This is a genomic window from Microbacterium mangrovi (assembly GCF_000802305.1).
Taxonomy (GTDB): Bacteria; Actinomycetota; Actinomycetes; order Actinomycetales; family Microbacteriaceae; genus Microbacterium; species Microbacterium mangrovi.
The window spans coordinates 38,741-55,258 of the sequence record NZ_JTDK01000005.1 but is presented as its reverse complement, the minus strand read 5'-3'; the positions used below and the strand labels follow the sequence as shown (position 1 = coordinate 55,258).

At 70.6% G+C, this 16,518-nt stretch carries 16 protein-coding genes; 9 read left to right on the top strand and 7 right to left on the bottom strand.

The window, feature by feature from the left end:
- The first annotated feature begins 7 nt into the window (after positions 1-7).
- The 3 genes from LK09_RS03780 (at position 8) to LK09_RS03770 (ending at position 2,801) form a co-directional block, all read left to right on the top strand.
- A complete protein-coding gene (locus tag LK09_RS03780) occupies positions 8-1,066 on the top strand; it encodes a sensor histidine kinase (protein ID WP_269430916.1) in 1,059 nt (352 codons plus the stop codon).
- Positions 1,067-1,430: 364 nt separating this feature from the next.
- Complete coding sequence (locus LK09_RS03775) at positions 1,431-2,495, top strand: hypothetical protein (protein WP_156138641.1); 1,065 nt, start codon at positions 1,431-1,433, stop codon at positions 2,493-2,495.
- A 9-nt stretch (positions 2,496-2,504) separates the two neighbouring features.
- The gene (locus LK09_RS03770; protein WP_156138640.1) at positions 2,505-2,801 is read left to right on the top strand and encodes a hypothetical protein; all 297 of its coding nucleotides are present in this window, start codon (positions 2,505-2,507) and stop codon (positions 2,799-2,801) included.
- A gap of 185 nt (positions 2,802-2,986) precedes the next feature.
- Here the strand turns inward: LK09_RS03770 and LK09_RS03765 are convergent, their stop codons facing one another.
- Both LK09_RS03765 and LK09_RS03760 read right to left on the bottom strand, forming a co-directional pair.
- Positions 2,987-4,096: an NAD(P)-binding domain-containing protein gene (locus LK09_RS03765; protein WP_231562948.1), complete on the bottom strand. Its 1,110-nt coding sequence runs from the start codon at positions 4,094-4,096 to the stop codon at positions 2,987-2,989.
- The gene (locus tag LK09_RS03760) at positions 4,093-4,563 is read right to left on the bottom strand and encodes a MarR family winged helix-turn-helix transcriptional regulator (protein WP_039396176.1); all 471 of its coding nucleotides are present in this window, start codon (positions 4,561-4,563) and stop codon (positions 4,093-4,095) included. The genes LK09_RS03765 and LK09_RS03760 overlap by 4 nt, the downstream gene beginning before the upstream one ends.
- A 94-nt stretch (positions 4,564-4,657) precedes the next feature.
- Between LK09_RS03760 and LK09_RS03755 the strand changes: the two genes are divergently transcribed.
- Genes LK09_RS03755 through LK09_RS03745 form a run of 4 tightly spaced genes read left to right on the top strand, consistent with a single transcriptional unit; the run spans position 4,658 to position 7,470 of the window.
- On the top strand, positions 4,658-5,770 hold the full coding sequence (locus LK09_RS03755; protein ID WP_082008038.1) for an LLM class flavin-dependent oxidoreductase: 1,113 nt from the start codon (positions 4,658-4,660) through the stop codon (positions 5,768-5,770).
- Between the two features lie 22 nt (positions 5,771-5,792).
- The gene (locus tag LK09_RS03750) at positions 5,793-6,878 is read left to right on the top strand and encodes an LLM class flavin-dependent oxidoreductase (RefSeq protein ID WP_039396173.1); all 1,086 of its coding nucleotides are present in this window, start codon (positions 5,793-5,795) and stop codon (positions 6,876-6,878) included.
- On the top strand, positions 6,875-7,012 hold the full coding sequence (locus LK09_RS21895; protein ID WP_231562947.1) for an NAD(P)-binding domain-containing protein: 138 nt from the start codon (positions 6,875-6,877) through the stop codon (positions 7,010-7,012). The genes LK09_RS03750 and LK09_RS21895 overlap by 4 nt, the downstream gene beginning before the upstream one ends.
- Positions 7,009-7,470, top strand: a complete 462-nt coding sequence (locus LK09_RS03745; RefSeq protein WP_231562946.1) for an NADPH-dependent F420 reductase — start codon at positions 7,009-7,011, stop codon at positions 7,468-7,470. Before LK09_RS21895 ends, LK09_RS03745 begins: the two co-directional genes overlap by 4 nt.
- A gap of 1 nt (position 7,471) precedes the next feature.
- On the opposite strand, the gene LK09_RS03740 is transcribed toward LK09_RS03745, so the two are convergent.
- A complete protein-coding gene (locus tag LK09_RS03740; protein WP_039396170.1) occupies positions 7,472-7,984 on the bottom strand; it encodes an SRPBCC family protein in 513 nt (170 codons plus the stop codon).
- Between the two features lie 95 nt (positions 7,985-8,079).
- On the opposite strand from LK09_RS03740, the gene LK09_RS03735 reads away from it, so the two are divergent.
- Positions 8,080-8,556, top strand: a complete 477-nt coding sequence (locus LK09_RS03735; RefSeq protein WP_039396167.1) for a winged helix-turn-helix transcriptional regulator — start codon at positions 8,080-8,082, stop codon at positions 8,554-8,556.
- A 15-nt stretch (positions 8,557-8,571) separates the two neighbouring features.
- Here the strand turns inward: LK09_RS03735 and LK09_RS03730 are convergent, their stop codons facing one another.
- The 4 genes from LK09_RS03730 to LK09_RS03715 form a co-directional block, all read right to left on the bottom strand.
- Positions 8,572-10,218 carry an MFS transporter gene (locus LK09_RS03730; protein WP_082008037.1) on the bottom strand — a complete coding sequence of 549 codons (1,647 nt, stop codon included), beginning with the start codon at positions 10,216-10,218 and terminating at the stop codon, positions 8,572-8,574.
- A 91-nt stretch (positions 10,219-10,309) separates the two neighbouring features.
- Complete coding sequence (locus LK09_RS03725) at positions 10,310-13,666, bottom strand: ATP-binding protein (RefSeq protein WP_039396164.1); 3,357 nt, start codon at positions 13,664-13,666, stop codon at positions 10,310-10,312.
- Positions 13,663-14,346, bottom strand: coding sequence for a DUF4194 domain-containing protein (locus LK09_RS03720; RefSeq protein ID WP_052226395.1), 684 nt, complete (start codon positions 14,344-14,346; stop codon positions 13,663-13,665). The genes LK09_RS03725 and LK09_RS03720 overlap by 4 nt, the downstream gene beginning before the upstream one ends.
- 82 nt (positions 14,347-14,428) lie before the next feature.
- The gene (locus LK09_RS03715) at positions 14,429-15,916 is read right to left on the bottom strand and encodes a DUF3375 domain-containing protein (protein WP_039396161.1); all 1,488 of its coding nucleotides are present in this window, start codon (positions 15,914-15,916) and stop codon (positions 14,429-14,431) included.
- A gap of 97 nt (positions 15,917-16,013) precedes the next feature.
- On the opposite strand from LK09_RS03715, the gene LK09_RS03710 reads away from it, so the two are divergent.
- Positions 16,014-16,502: an adenosine-specific kinase gene (locus tag LK09_RS03710; RefSeq protein WP_039396157.1), complete on the top strand. Its 489-nt coding sequence runs from the start codon at positions 16,014-16,016 to the stop codon at positions 16,500-16,502.
- The last annotated feature ends 16 nt before the right edge of the window (positions 16,503-16,518 follow it).

Below are 16,518 nucleotides of genomic sequence, written 5' to 3'. Positions count from 1 at the left end.
CAAGGGTGTGAGCGTCCGCCTGCGCCTGACGCTCAGCTACGCCGGATTCGTGCTCGTCGCCGGCTTCCTCCTGCTCAGTCTCGTCTGGCTGTTCCTGCTGCGCTATGTGCCCGACGGTGCGATCGAGGCGGCGCAGTTCGTGCCGAACCGCAGCGATCTGCTGCGGGCGTTCGCCCCGCGGGCGGAGTGGGCGATGGTCTTCCTGGTCGCGTTCGGGCTCGCCGGCGGATGGTTCCTCGCCGGGCGGATACTGGCCCCGCTCGCCCGCATCTCGGACGCGGCCGAGCTCGCCGGGAACGGGTCCCTGTCGCACCGGATCCGGATGGACGGAGACGACGACGAGTTCCGGCGCCTGGCCGACGTGTTCGACACGATGCTCGCCCGGCTGGAGGCCCACGTCGACGAGCAGGAGCGCTTCGCCGCGAACGCCTCCCACGAGCTGCGCACGCCCCTGGCCATCACGCAGACGATGCTGGAGGTCGCCCGGAAGGATCCGGACAGGGATGTCGATCTGCTGCTGGAGCGCCTCCAGGCGGTGAACACGCGCGCGATCGAGCTCGCCGATGCGCTGCTGCTGCTGCACCGCACGAGCCGGGCTCCGGCCGCCGACGACCCGGTCGACCTGTCGCTCGTCGCCGAGGAGGCGGCCGAGAACCTGCTGCCGCTCGCGGAGCGGCGCGGCGTGAGCCTCGAGGTCGGCGGTGTCGCCGCCCCCTGCCGGGGGTCGGAGGCCCTGCTGCTGCAGCTGACGACCAACCTCGTGCACAACGCCGTCGTGCACAACCTCCCCGTCGGCGGAACGGTGACGGTGACCACCGCCACCGAGCCCGGGGCGGTGCTGCTGCGCGTGGAGAACACCGGACCGGAGCTGGATGCCGCCGACATCCCGGTGCTGCTGGAGCCGTTCCAGCGCGGGCGCGGCCGGGCGCGCACCCCCGGTGCCGACCATGCCGGGACCGGCCTCGGGCTGGCGATCGCGCAGAACATCGTCACCGCGCATCGCGGCGAGCTCCGCTTCGTCCCGCAGGCCGGCGGCGCCGTGGTGACCGTGCGGCTGCCGGCCTGAGCGACTCTCTGCGCGCATTGCTGAGTGCAGTCCTTGAGTCCTCAAAGAAAAAGCTGTGAGCATCACTGAACAGGCACCGAACCCGGCTCAGCGTCTCGATCCCGCTGGGAGGCTGTCCCGCGTGCAGTCCCACGCCACATGAGGAAGGGACCCGAATGGCCAGCAACGATGCATTTGACTCTCACGAAGTAGTGCGCAATCGCAAAGGAAGTATCTCTAAGTCTCGTTTGCTCGCCGTGACGCTCGGCCTCGCCACGGCGATGTCTGTAGCCGCGGCGACCACGGGCTCGCCGCGCCTGCTCACGCCGAGGCAGCGGACTCCACCGGCACCACAACGTCTGCCGCCCTGGGTTCATCGACCGACGTGGCCGGCATTTCTGAGGCGGCCGACCAGCTCGATGCATCTGACCCGGCAACCGTGGCCAGGCTGGCGGATGCTGCCAGCGCGCAGGCATCCTTTCCGCTGCAGGTCGGAGGAGGCAGCATGACTGCGGTGCTCCCCGACGGCTCCACGACAACCGTGTCCGCCACCGGCATCGCGACGATGTCCCGCCTGATTGGCCCCGAAATTGGCATCTCCCCCGCGGGTGCACCGTCTGCCACGGAGCTGACCGACGGCGCGCTCGTCCAGTCCGATGTGGCGCCAAGCACCGATGTCGTCACCCGCGCGACTTCCGACGGTCTGCAGATGGTCGCCGTCCTCAACGATCAGAGCGCATCGCGAACGGTCCACTTCGACCTTGACCTACCCGACGGCGCCCACCTGACCACCCAGGCAGATGGTTCCGTCGCAATCCATGTTCCCATCACCGAGGAGGTGGCGTCCGAGGCGGAAGTCAAGCGGATCTCGGATGCCGTGGACGCCGTGCTGGGCAACTTGGCCGACGACCAACCGGTGACCGACGAACAGCAGTCGGCACTTGATTCGATCAAGCCCGCAAAGACAGCCGAAATCACCACGACCAAGCGGATTGCAACCCTCGCCGCACCGTGGGCGGTCGACGCGAACGGCAAGTCGGTGGACACCCACTACGTGATCAATGGGAATGCCGTCTCTCAGGTCATCGATGCAAACAGTAACACTGCGTTCCCTGTGACTGCGGACCCGAGTGTGCTCTGGTGGATCGGCACATCCGCACTCTGCGTTGCGGAGATCGCCTCGCTTGCCGTCGGGGCGGCCAAGGTCGTGCGCGCGTTTGCGAAGGCTGACAAGATCGTCAAAAGCGCGAAGGCCGTCATCAAGGCGTACCGGGCCCTCGGCGGCACTATGAGCAAGGTCGTCTCCCTCCTGAAGAAGTACGCGAAGCGGAGGAGTAGCCTGACCAGCGCCCAGATCAAGGCGCTCGAAACCTTCATCCGTGCAGTTGGACGGTCCGTGTTCAACGTCCTCGGGCTGGGATCCTGTTACTCGCTTGCGACGACCCGATAGGTGCAACACGTGGGCTTCATGACGTTCCTCGCCGTTCCCGGGCTCGTGATCGCAAGCTTCATCCTTGCTTTCGCGATCGCCGCCGCTTGGGAATCCCACACACCAGTGTGGTCAGGAGGCGTCGGCCGGGTCGCCCTCGGGATGCTGTTCCTCATCATCTGCCTGTCATTGATCCTCGCCGCGCCCCCGGCAATCTCGCCGATCTGGCTGCAGTACCTGCTGCTGATCGGCGTACCGCTCATCGCCGGGTTTGCTGCCCGGCGGGCGATCGCCCTCCGATGGAGCAAACGCTCGCAGAACGACTAACGCTGACGAGGCGCCCGGTGGCCCGTCGATGCACAGCGGCAGGTCGGGCAGGTGAACACTCGAGCGGAGGAGATGAGGAGAGGAGAGGAGCATCCGTCCTGGTTTGGTCCTCCGCCCGTCGCATCTCCTCCGCCGACGCCGATCGAGCGTCGCGAGCGGAGGAGATTACGACCAGTGCGGCCCCGTCATCCGACGGGGACGCCCGCGGGCTCCCGCTCCAGGTACCGCACGAGGGATGCCACGGCGGCCCGGCCCGCCCGGTTCGCGCCGACGGTCGACTGCGACGGCCCGAAGCCGATCAGGTGCACCCGGGGCTCGGCCGCCACCTGGGTGCCGCGCAGCTCGATCCCGCCGCGGTCGTTGCGCAAGCCGAGCGGGTCGAGGTGTGCGAGCGCCGGCTTGAACCCGGTCGCCCAGAGGATGACATCCACCGCGGTGAAGGTGCCGTCCGCCTCGCGGACGCCGTGCGGCTCGATCGCGGTGAACATCGGGCGACGCACCAGCGCGCCCCGGTCGCGGGCCGCGAGCGCGTACGGCGTCCACGCGAGCTGCGTGTACGACACGACGCTGCCGGTGGGGTTGCCGGCTTCGACGTCGGCGACCACCTTGGCGATCGTCTCGCGGCCCTCGACCTCGGGGTTGAAGCCCGACGCGCGGAACACCGGCTCGCGCCGCGTGTACCAGAACACCTGCGCGACGCGGGAGATCTCCTCGAGCTGCTGCACCGCCGAGATCCCACCGCCGACGATCGCGACCCGGAGTCCGGCGAATTCGTCGAGGGACACGTAGTCCTTGGTGTGGAGCTGGCGGCCCTGGAACGTCTCGGCTCCCGGATACGCCGGCCGCACCGGGTTGGTCCACGTGCCGGTCGCGTTGACCACGGCCCGCGTCACCCACTCCCCCGCCGTCGACGACACGATCAGGTCGCCGTCCGGCAGGTCATCGGCGCGCCGCACGCCCGTGACGGTGACCGCCCGCAGGATCGGCGGCTGCTCCTGCGCCTCGAACGCGGCGAAGTACGCCGGCACGGCATCCCTGCTCGGCGTCGCCGGGTCGACCGGGCTCTGGTGCATGCCGGGCAGGTCGAAGATGTGGTTGACCGTCGCCATGCTGAGCGAACGCCAGCGGTGCCGCCAGGCCCCGCCCGGGCCGTCTTCGGCATCCAGCACCACGAAGGTGCGCTCGGCATCCGGATCGGTGAGAGCGCTGGCGAATCCCCGCCGGTGCAGGTGGAAGGCGGCCGACAACCCCGCCTGCCCGCCGCCGATCACCACGACCGTCGCGCGGCGGATCACTGCCGTGTTCCCAGGTGCACGCGCAGGGATGCCGCGACCGCGTCGACCTCGGTCAGCTGCTGGTCGGACAGCGCGTCGACGAACAGTTCGCGCACGGCGCGGAGGTGGTGCACCGACCCCGAGCGGAACGTGTCGAGCCCGGCGTCGGTGATCGTCACGTCGACGCCGTGGGCGACCTCGGGGCAGGATGCCCGGGCGATGAGTCCGCGCTTCTCCATGCGGCCGAGATGGTGCGACAGGCGGCTGCGCTCCCAGCCGATGAGGGAGGCCAGTTCGCTCGATCGTACGGTGCGCCCGGGGGCCTCGCTGAGGGCCAGCAGCACCTGGTAGTCGCCGGAGGACATCGCCGACTCGTTCTGGAACCGCGCCTCCAGCAGCCGCTGCAGCTCATTGGCCGTCTCGATGTAGTTGCGCCAGACGCGCAGCTGCTCGTGCGTCGGCGTGGACCGGTGCTTCGCGTGACCCATGGGACCCCCTGGAATTGACACGTCAACTCTAGCGTTGCACTATTGATACGTCAATCCGGATGGTCCGGGACGGCGAGAAGGGTCGTGACGCGACATGACCGGTCACATCGGCGGCATCGAGTTCGGGCTGAACACGTTCGGCGACGTCCCCACCGAGGGCGGACGCCCGATGACGGATGCCGAGGCCCTGCGCCTGCTCGTGACCGAGGCGCAGCTGGCCGAATCCGTGGGCCTTGACGCCTTCGCCGTCGGCGAGCACTATCGCGAGGGCCAGGTCGATTCCGCGACGCCGGTGCTGCTGGCCGGCATCGCCCAGGCCACGAGCCGCATCCGCCTCGGCACCTCCGTGACCGTGCTGTCCACGCAGGACCCGGTGCGCATCTACCAGGCGTTCGCGACGGTGGACGCGCTCTCGAACGGGCGCACCGAGCTGACCCTCGGGCGGGCATCCGCGATCGAGTCGTTCGCCCTGTTCGGCTACGACATCGCCGACTACGAAGAGCTCTTCGACGAGAAGCTCGACCTCTTCGTCCGCCTGATGCGCGAAGACCGCGTCACCTGGTCGGGCAGGTACCGCAGCCCGCTCCAGGACGTGCGCCTGCATCCCCGGATGCCGGACGGCGGCATCCCGGCCTGGATCGGCATCGGCGGCAGCCCCGACTCGGTGGTGCGCGCCGCGCGGTACGGTCTCCCCCTCATGATGGCGGTGATCGGCGGACGCCCCGAGCGCTTCGCCGGGCACGCCGAGCTGTACCTGCGGGCTCTCCAGCAGTTCGGGATGCCGGAGCTGCCGATCGCTCAGCACTCGCTGGGACTCATCGCCGACACCGACGCCGCGGCCGAAGCCGAGCACTGGCGGTTCTGGGAGCCGGTCGTCACGCAGATGAGCCGGGAGCGCGGCTTCTACCCGCCGACCCTCGAGCGCTACCGCGAGGAGGTCGACACCGGCGCCCTCTTCGTCGGGTCGCCGGAGACCGTCGCGCAGAAGATCGCGCGCGTCGTCCGGGCCAACCGGCTGTCGCGATTCGACCTGAAATACGACATCCCGGCGCTCCCCCGCGAGGCGCGGGAGCGCACCATCCGACTGTTCGGCGAGCAGGTCGCCCCGCGGGTGCGGCAGCTGCTGGCCGACAATCCCGGCGACTGGCACCCCACCGGCCGCGAAACCGCACGCATCACGAAGGACGGCAAGGCCGTCCATGCTTGAGAATTCCACCCAAGGAGCATCCATGAACGACTTCACAGACCTCGAGTTCGGCATCGACACGTTCGGCGACCTGCCCACCAACGACAAGGGCGAGACGGTCTCGTACGCGGAGGCGATCCGTGCGACCGTGGCCGAGGCGGTCCTGGCCGACGAGCTGGGCATCGACGCGGTCGCCCTCGGCGAGCACCACCGCCCCGAGTTCGCGATCTCCAGCCCCGAGACGGTGCTGGCCGGCATCGCGGGGAAGACCTCCCGCATCCGGCTCGGATCCGGCGTGACGGTGCTCTCCAGCGACGACCCAGTGCGGGTGTTCCAGCGCTTCGCGACGGTCGACGCGCTCTCCAACGGCCGCGCGGAGGTGATCCTCGGACGCGGATCGTTCACCGAGTCGTTCCCGCTGTTCGGCTACGACCTCAGCGACTACGACCTGCTCTTCGACGAGAAGATCGACCTGTTCAGCCACCTGCTCGACGAGAAGCCGGTCACCTGGGAGGGCACGACGCGCGCGCCGCTCGTCGACGCGGACGTGTTCCCCAAGACCGAGTCCGGGCGCCTGCGCACGTGGGTCGGCGTCGGCGGCACCCCGCAGTCGGTGATCCGCACCGCGCACTACGGGTTCCGGCTGATGCTCGCGATCATCGGCGGAGCCCCGGGCCGGTTCGCGCCGTACGTCGATCTGTACCGCCGCGCCACCGAGCAGCTCGGCACCACCGCGTACCCGGTCGGGATGCACTCCCCCGGCTTCGTCGCGGCCACCGACGAGGAGGCCAAGGAGCTGTTCTACCCGGGCTTCAAGGTGGTGCGCGACCGCATCGGCGCGCAGCGCGGCTGGCCGCCCGTGCAGCGCGGCGAGTTCGAGCACGAGGTCGAGAGCGGCTCGCTGTACGTCGGCTCGCCCGAGACGGTCGCCCGCAAGATGGCGGACGCCATCCGCACCCTCGACGTCGGCCGTTTCGACATGATCTACACCGCCGGGGGTGCGATGTCCGCGAGCGCGCGCCTGACGTCGGTGGAGCTGTACGCGACCGAGGTGATCCCGATGGTGCGGGAGCTCCTGGCCGAGACGCCGCGCACCACGTCCGCCTTCGGCACGGCGGTGACCCGATGACCGGCGGCATCCGCACGATCGGCGTGCTGGGCGCCGGCAAGGTCGGCACGACGCTTGCCCGTCTCGCGCTCGCGGCCGGCTACGACGTGCTCATCGCGCGCCGGAGACCGCCGCCCGCGACGCGGACCTCGTGATCCTCGCGCTGCCGCTCGGCAAATACGACCGCCTGCCGGTCGACGCGCTCGCCGGCAGGCTCGCCATCGACGCGATGAACTACTGGTGGGAGACCGACGGCATCCGCGACGACCTCAACGATCCGCGCACCACCACGAGCGAGATCGTCCAGGAGTTCCTCCCCGGCTCCCGCGTCGTCAAGGCCTTCAACCACATGGGCTACCACGACCTCGAAGAGGAGACCCGGCCGCCGGGCGTCCCCGGCCGCAAGGCGATCGCCATCGCCGGCGACCAGGATGCCGACCTCGCGGTGATCGCCGACGTCGTCGACGCCCTCGGCTTCGACCCCGTCGTCGCCGGCACCTTGGCCGACGGCGTGCGGCTGCAGCCGGGGCATCCCGCGTTCGGCGCGGACGTCCCCGCCGATCAGCTGCGCGAGCTCATCCGCGACCGCGAGCGGGAGCCCGCGCGCGACTGAATCAGACGGCGCGCGCCGACGCCGCCGCCTCGCGGTGCAGTTCGCTGTGCTCGGCCTCGGTCAGCTCTTCGGCTCCGGTGAACTCGTAGGGCGCGCCGCGGCCGGTCTCGATGAAGCTCTTGAGGCTGCCGACGATGAACATCCGCCACGCGGAGCTGCACACGTCGTAGCACTCGATCTCGGGCGCGAGGCCCTCGTGGGTGAACACGACGCGGGCGCCGCCGGGGGTCTCCTCGATGTCGAACCGGACCGTGGTGCCGGTCCACTCGGACTTGTCGTCGGCGAAGTCGACGAAGCTGCCGGTGACCTGCCAGGCGATCGTGCTCTCCGGGACGCGGTCGACCACCCGGAACCCGCTGTAGTGCAGGCCCGGCACGATGTAGACGAACTCGTCGCCGACCGCGGCCGTGGAACCGGTGATGCGGCCCCACCACCCGCTGACGTCGTTGATCGCGTCGAACGCGCGCTTCGCGTCGGCCGCGACCTCGATCGTGGCCGTGTAGCTGTCACCCATGTCGTACTCCCTCGTCCTCGCGGCGCCGATCGCCTTGCGTGATGCAAGTCACGCTACCGGCCCTGCTTGCATCACACAAGTGGTAGTTTCGGAACGTGCTCGGAAAGACATACGACTCGCAGGTGTGCTCCATCGCGCGCTCGCTCGAGCTCGTCGGCGAACGGTGGAGTCTGCTCATCATCCGCGACGCGCTCTTCGCGGGCGTGACGCGGTTCGGCGACTTCCAGCACAACCTCGGGATCGCGACGAACGTGCTCGCCTCGCGGCTGGACGCGTTCGTCGCGAGCGGCGTGATGACCCGCGACGACGACGCGCAGTACCTGCTCACCGAGAAGGGGCGGGCGCTGGCTGTGGCGCTCATCGCGCTCACCGAGTGGGGCGACGAGTGGGCCTCCCCGATCGAACCCCCGATCCTCTACCGGCACACGGCCTGCGGCGACGGCGCCGTGCACGCCCGCACGGTGTGCGACGAGTGCGGTCCCGTCCCGCCCGCCGAGGTGGCCGTGCGGATCGGCCCGGGGATGCCGGCGGAGTACCTCGCCGCCCGCCGTGGCGGGACGCGCGCGGGCTGACCCCGGCGCGGCGGGTCAGCTCGCGGTGGCGCTCGGCTCGGGCTTCGGCTCGGGCCCGCCCGACGACTCCTCGGCCTTGCCAAGCACGACGTTCGGGATGTTGCGGGAGAAGAACAGCGCGAGGGCGGCGATCGCGGCCAGGGCGAACAGCGATGTGCGCAGCGCATCCAGCTGCGAGTCGGCGTAGATCTGCTGCAGCTCCTGCCCCTCGTCGGCGGGCAGTCCCGCCTCAGCGGCGACCTCGGGCACGCCGGCGGTCGGCATGATCGCGACGCCGTACTGGGTCGCTTCCAGCACGGCCGACTTGGACTCGGCCGACAGGCCGCTCTCGCCGACGGCGACGGTGAAGGTCGAGCCGAGCGTCGCGATGAGGATCGAGCCGATGAGCGCGGTGCCCAGCGACGAGCCCAGGTTCTGGAACACGCCCTGCAGGCCGCCGGCTTCACTCGAGCGCGATTCGTCGACGCTCGACATGTTCACGTTGCCCAGTTGCGAGGCGAGCAGCCCCAGCCCCGAACCGGCGAAGAACATGCCGATGGCGAAGACCGTGCTGCGCAGGTCCGGGTAGATCGAGCTGAGCAGCACGAGCGAGCTCGCCACCAGAACCAGCTGCCCGATGCGCACGATCCGTCGCGGCGACCAGAAGCGCGTGAACACGGTTCCGACGATCGAGAAGAGGATGAGCCCGATCGACAGCGGGAAGATCCGGATGCCGGTGTCGAGGGCATCCATCCCGAGCGTCATCTGCAGGTAGACCGGGATCATGAAGAAGAGGCCGGCGAGCACCGCGTACTGCGCGCCGAGCACGGCCAGGCCAGAACGCAGCTGCGCGATGGAGAACATCGTGACATCCAGCAGGGCGGGTCGGCCGGATGCCGCGAGGCGGCGCTGCCGGCGCAGGAACAGCCAGACCAGCACGACGCCGATCGCGATGATGAAGGGCACCGGCGACAGACCGAACGGCGCGATGGTGACGTCGCCGACCACGAGCGGTGCGGTCGGCAGGATCCAGCCCCACACCTTGGACTGCAGCATCCCGTACACGATGAGCACGAGTCCGGCGGCCGAGAGCACGACGCTCCAGAGGTCGATGCGGATGCGCGTGCGCGTGCTGCTGTCGGCGATGACCCGCGCGAAGATCAGCACGAACAGCATGATCACGGTCTCGGCGATGAACACGTAGCGCCAGCTGAGGTAGGTGGTGAAGTACCCGCCGATGAGTGGCCCGGCGGCGACCGCCCCGCCCGAGATCGCACCGATGATCGCGAACGCGGTCACCCGGTCCTTGCCGGTGTAGTTGTCGGCCACGAGGGCGGCGATCGCGGGGATCACCAGCACCGCACCGAGCCCCTCCACGATCGACCAGCCGGTGAACAGCGTCGCGAAGTTCTGGCTGAGGCCGGTGGTCAGTGACCCGAGGCCGTAGACGATGGAGCCGATCACAAGCGCGCGACGGCGCCCCCACACGTCACCGAGCTTCGACCCCAGCAGCATGAACGCCGCCATCGTGAGCGTGTAGAACGTGATCGCCGCCTGCATGGCGGTGACCGTCGTGTCGAGGTCCTTCACGACGGTCGAGATCGACACGTTCATGACGGTGCTGTCGAGCACCATCACGAACTGCGCCAGACCGAGGATGACGATGGGCCACCACTTCTTCACGAGAACCTCCCCAGACGGTGCCGTCTGAGGAGGATCCGCAGGGGCGGATTACATCGTGGCAGAACCACGGACGCCACGGCGAAAGGCGCGCTCAGGCGTACTCCGGCAGACCCACCTTCGGTTTCGCCCACGAGCGCCCACGGGTGTCCTTGAGGATGTCGTACTCGACGTCCACGTGCGGCTCGATGGCGCTGTACTTGTCGTTCGGCGCGCCGATGACGAGCTGGAACCCGAGGCCGCGCCAGGCGCCGATCGCCCGCTTGGTGAAGTGCGCGTCGGCCTTGATGAGGGCCTCGTCCATGAACACCGGGGCGTACCGGGGGCGCTCGGAGCCGGCATCCCCCAGCTGGTAGCGGAGCGCGGCGCCGACGATGAAGGCGATGAGCTCCTGCGATTCGCCGCCGGACTTCTCGCCGATGTGGTCGTAGAGGGCCACATGCTGCTTGGTGGCGGCATCCACCCGCTCCGCGCTGACGCGCACGTGGTTACGGACGTCGATCAGGTCGCCGAAGTCGGGGGCGGTGCGCCGCATCCGGCCGATCAGCCGCGCCATGCGCCGGTACACCTGCTCGCGCTCGTCGTCGGTCGAGGCGGTGTCGATCAGCCCGCGCACGTCGCGCAGTTCGCGCCGGAAGCGGCGGCGCGCCTCGGACTGGTTCTCGCGCGTGGTGATCTGCAGGCGGTGATCGTCGTCGTAGAACGGGAGGTCCTGCATGATGCGGTTGATCGGGTCGATGCGCTCGCGGATCTCGCGCAGCGACCGGCTGAGGGTCGAATCGAGGTTCGTGAGGTCGTTGCCCGACAGGTTCAGCAGGCTGTCCCGCCACTCCGCCTCGAGCTCGTGCAGGCCGCTCGCCTGGAGCGCGGCGAGGATGTGCTCGAAGTCGGCGGTCGAGGTGTCCGGGTCGGGCAGCAGGTTCGGGTTGGGCCACCGCTCCAGGAACCCCGCCATCACCCGGCGCAGGCTGTCGCGCTGCTCCTCGTGGGAGGCCGTCGCCGCCGCCCGGTCCTCGTCGAGCCGCTGCGCCGCCGTGGCCAGCGCCGCGTCGAAGCGGGCCAGCACGACCGACGGGGCCGCGGCGGCCGCCGTCTCGCGCAGCGTGAACCGGGCATCCAGGAATCCGCGCTGGTCGTCGCTGAGGGCGAGCCCGGCATCCTCGGCGTCGTCCAGCGTCGACTGGCTGGCATCCACGTCGTCGGTCACGTCCGCCCAGCGCGCCTCGATCTGCTCACGTTCGACCGTCGCTCGCGCGATCTCCGCGCGCAGGTTCTCGGCCTTGCCCTTGGCTGCGGCGATCTGGCCCTGAACACGGGCGATCTCGGGATTGGATGCCGTCACGTCGTCGACGACGGCGGTCCACCGGTCGCGCTCGGCCGTCACGGTGTCCACGTCGACCTGTTCCCAGGTGAGGTCCTCGATGCGCGCGTACGCGGCCAGGCGCGAATCGACCGCGTCCAGTGCCGCCTCGGCCGCCTCGGCGGCCTCGATCGCGTCGACGAGCCGTGCACGGGCGCGATCGATCTGCCCGGCGAGTTCGCGCACCCGCCGCTCGCTCGAGAAGCCGAGCACGTTCTCACGCCCGTGCCCGCCGTGCGCGCCGCGGTTGCCCTGCGAGATCTGCCCGGTGATCGTGAGGGCCATGCGGTGCGCGGCGAGGTCGGTCGCCGAGTCCACGCACACGAACCCGAAGCGCTCGTCGAGCCGCTGCTGCAGCCAGCCGGTGAACGGCGTGGAGCGGTAGTCGAGCCGGCCCGGCAGGGTGGACCCGTCGCGGGCCCCGGCCTCGTCGAGTCCGGTGTGCACCCCCTCGTAGCGCAGTCGCACCGGAGTACGGACCGCGTTGATGGCGTCGCGGAACCGGGCCACGTGCGCGACGTCGATCATCAGGGTCGTGGCGAAGCCGCCGAGCGCGAGGTTGAACGCCTCCCGCCACGGCTCGAACTCGGTGCGCACCTCGATGAGCTCGCCGACGAACGGCAGGTCGGCGATGTCGAGCCCGGCGGCCTCGGCGAGGAGCGCCCGGGACTCGTGCAGGGGGCGCGGGATGCTGTCGCGCCCCTCGGCCGCGCGCCGGCGCTCCGCCTCGAGGTCGGCGATCTCGGCGGCCACGGCGCGATGCGCGGCGATGGCCTCGGCGAACTCCTGACGGGCGGTGCGCTTCGCGTCGGTGTCCGCGAGCGCCTCGCGGGCGCGACCGGCGAGCGCGGTGAACTGATCCGCGGTGGATGCCTCGGCGCCGAGCACCCGCAGGTCCTCGTCGAACGCGCCGCGGTTGCGCTGCACGGTCGCCAGTCGCCGCTCGACGTCACGAAGCTCGCGCTGCGCGGTCTCGAGCCGGTCGCCGCCGGAGAGCCGCAGCACGTCGGCGAGGCCGTCGCGCTCGGACTCGGCGGCATCCGCCCGCGAGCGCAGTTCCCGCAGGGCCGTGTCGGCGGCGTGCTTGCTGTCGCGCAGTTCGGTCTCGACCTCTCGCAGCAGGTCGAGACGGCGCTCGGCGCGCCACAGGGAGGCGAGGGATGCCGGATCGGCGAAGTCGCCGACCTCGTCGATGAGCCGCACGCGCTGCTCGGCGCCGGCGATCTTCTCGCGCAGATCGCGGATCGGTTCCAGGGCCGCCACCTGCTGCCGGGCGGTCAGCATGCGGGTGCGGGTGCCCTCGAGCTCGTCGAAGTGCGCCACCACGGCGTCGGCCGTCGCCATGGTCTCGGGCTCTTCGAGCACCAGCCGCTTGTACAGGTCGTCGACGGTGGTGATCTGCTGCCCGGCCTGGATGCGGGCGAGCAGGCTCATCGCCTTCGCCCCGGCGCCGGCGGCCCCGATGCCGAGCACGGCGTGGAGTCGCGCGGAGAACTCGCGGTCCGTGCCCACCGGGTCGAGGCCCACTGCCTTGAGAGAGGTGTCGGTGAAGTGTGCGGCCGCCGCGCTCTCCAGCACGGTGAGGTCGAACGCCCGGTCTGTCGTCGCCCGCACCCGCACGGTGTCTTCGAGGACGCGCGCCGCCGCCGGGAGGTACCAGGCCCGCAGGGCGGTGAACCGGGACCCGTCGTGGTCGAGCCACGTCATCGCGACCGCGGTCCAGGTGTCTTCGCCGTCGCCGCGGAGCACGCGCATCTTCGTGCCGTCCTCGGTGCGCGACTCGTCGAGCTTGCCGCGGGCGTAGGAGAGGATGTTGCGCTGCTCCTCGCCGCGCGGGCGGCCGGTCACTCCGCCGTTGGACGCCCCGTTGAACGGGGTGGTGTGCGGCATCATGAGCGCGATGTAGGCGTCCATGAGCGTCGACTTGCCCGATCCCGATCCGCCGCACAGCAGCGTCGCCGCCGGCGAGAAGCGCACCCGGTGCGCACCGTCGTAGCCGCCCCAGTTCACCAGCTGCAGGTCTTCGGCGAGCCACTGCTGGCCGCGGGATGCCGCCGGGATCAGTCCGAACAGCGTGTCGAGCATGGTCACAGTGCGCTCTCCTCGAACGGGGCGTTCTCCGCGGTCTCCGGGTCGTCGCCGGCATCCGGGTCCTCGCCGGCGAGCGCGTCGTCGTCCGCGTCGACGGTCTGCTCGCGCAGCCAGTCGCGCAGCTCGCGCAGCTTCTCGGCGCTGAGCACGATCTCCACGAGGGCGCTGATGCGGAACCGGCCGGAGGATTCCTCTTCGACGATGCCGTCGCGGGCGAGGCGGTCCAGCGCCTTGCGGATCGCCTTCTGCCGCCGGGCGGTGTCGCCGTCGGCATCCGCGAAGTAGCTGAGCACGGTCTGCTCGACGTCTTCGATGTCGACGCGCGCCGACGGCTCGCCGGCGGCTGTCTCGCGCTGGTAGACGGTGCGCAGGTGCACGAGCACGAGGGTCTCGGAGCGCGAGTAGGCGGAGTCGCGCAGCAGGATCGGCACGTCGAGCTCGTCGGAGCGCACCTGCTGCTTGTACGCCACGCCGCGGTCGTGGTCGACGACCAGCCGCACGAACAGGTCGTTCAGCCGCGACTCGATGAGCTGCTGGTTGTCCAGCAGCACGGTCCATGCATCGCGGTGCCGGTCGGCGAGGAGGAAGCGCCGTTGCAGCACGTGGACGAGCACGCGCCGCACCTCGGGGTCGAGCACCCCGCGGTCACCGGCGAACAGCTCGTCGGGGTCGTCCTCCATCGCCACGGGGGCGATGAACGGATCCGTCGGCGCTGCGGCGGGCACGGCATCCTCGGCCGCCGCGGCAACCAGGGTGGCGGACTCACTCATCGTCGTACTCCTTCGGGGCCGGGGCGGCCGAGGCCCGGGCGGTCACGGATCCGAACGCGAACCGGCGCGTGGTCCCGTCCGGGCGATGCGCGAGGGCGATCGAGACGTCGTCGCCCTCGCTCATCCCGTTGCGGTGGGCGATCTCCAGCAGGCCCAGCAGGTCGACCGGACGCCGGGCGTCAGCGGGCGCCTCGGCGAACGCCGCGCCGAGATCGAACTCCGCGCCCAGACCCGACACGTACGCCTCGAGTTCGGCATAGTGCGGGCCGCCCCAGGCCCGGGTGTCGGCATCGAGGAACTCGACGTCGTCCGCCGCGGTCAGGGCGGCGGGTGCGCCGGGCGGACGGATGTCGCCCACCGACTGGCGCAGGTGCCCGATGCCGGCCACCGGCAGGGAGCGCAGCGGGTCGACGGGGGCATCCGGCGTGCCCGGTCGCGTCCAGTTCTGCAGTCCCGACATGACGTCGCGCAGCAGGTCGTCGACCTGGCGGTCGCGCACCGGGTCGTGGGTGCGCACCTGCCCGGTGATCACGTGGGATGCCCGCCGCTGCGCGGTCAGCACCTCCTGCACGCCGAGCTCCACGCGGCGGCCGATGGCATCCAGCTCCGCGCGCTGGTCGGTGTCCATGAGCCGTGTGAAGGGCTGGGCGAGCAGGGTGTGCAGCTGCTCAGTGAGATCGTCGATGCGGGCGGGATCGCCGATGAGCCGCAGCGCGCCGGCGAACGCGCGACCCTCCGGGGTGGCCTTCATGACGTGCTGCCCGCGCTCCAGGTACTCGCGCAGCACCTCGCCGGTCGGGCGCACGTCGCGGCGCAGATCCGCGACGACATCGCGCTGCATGGCCTTGATCGACTCGGCGACGCGGGCGAAGTCCGCCGGCAGCTCGCGGGCCAGATGCAGGATGTTCTCGGCCTCTTCGAGGAGCTGCTCGTCATCGACCGGCTCCGCGTCGCCCGCCGCGGCGAGCCGGGCGATCTCGGCGTCCAGGGCGTTGCGCTCCTCGATGAGCCGGGCCATCCGCCGCTCGGGGTCGGCCTCGGCATCCGCGGAGAGCCGCTCCACCGCCTCCAGCAGGGTGCGCACCCGTGACTTCGACACCCGGGTGCGTCCGCCGCCGGTGCGGCCGGTGATCTCCAGCGCCCCCACCGCGTGCGCGGTGAGCCGGTACACCTCGACGTCGCCGTCGATCTGCGGTACGAGCCACCCGACCCGTACCCAGGACCGGCAGATCTCGCGGGCCGTCCCGGCCGGGAGGGCTCGTTCGCCGTCGTCGTAGCCGCTCGCTCGGAGCTCGTCGAGGATCTCGCCGACCTCGGCGTGCGCGTCGGCGACCGCGACCGCCGGACGGTCCACGGTGAACACCACCGACAGCGCGGCGACCACGAACGGGGCGTACCGGCCGTGCAGCAGGTCGAGCGTCGGGGTGCGGAACGCAGCCAGGGAGCGCAGGTAGGCGGCCTCGGCGCGCGTGTTCGTCATCGGATCAAGCGTAACGGGCGTCGCCCGGCGTTCCGATCGGTCCCTCGAATCGGCGCCGCCTCCCGGCTAGGCTGACCCACGTCGAGGGAGGTCCGCCATGGCCGTGGACATCGAGGTCGTACCGATCGACAAGCCGGATGACGTCAACGTCATCGTCGGCCAGTCGCACTTCATCAAGACCGTCGAAGACCTGCACGAGGCGCTCGCCGGGGTCGGCGGCACGCTGCGGTTCGGGGTCGCCTTCAACGAGGCATCCGGCGCGCGCCTGGTCAGGCGCACCGGCAACGACGACGCCCTCGTCGGCCTCGCGGTGCACGCCGCCGTCGCGGTCGGCGCCGGACACGTGTTCGTCATCATGCTGCGCGAGGGCTTCCCGGTGAACGTGCTGAACCAGGTCAAGGCCGTGCCCGAGGTGTGCACGGTGTACTGCGCGACCGCCAACCCGGTGCAGCTGCTGGTCGCGGTCACCGAGGCCGGCCGCGGGGTCGCCGGGGTGATCGACGGCGACCCGCCGGTGGGCGTGGAGACCGAGCAGGATGCCGCCGACCGCCGAGACCTGCTGCGTGCCATCGGCTACAAGCTCTGACCCGGAGGACGCCCGT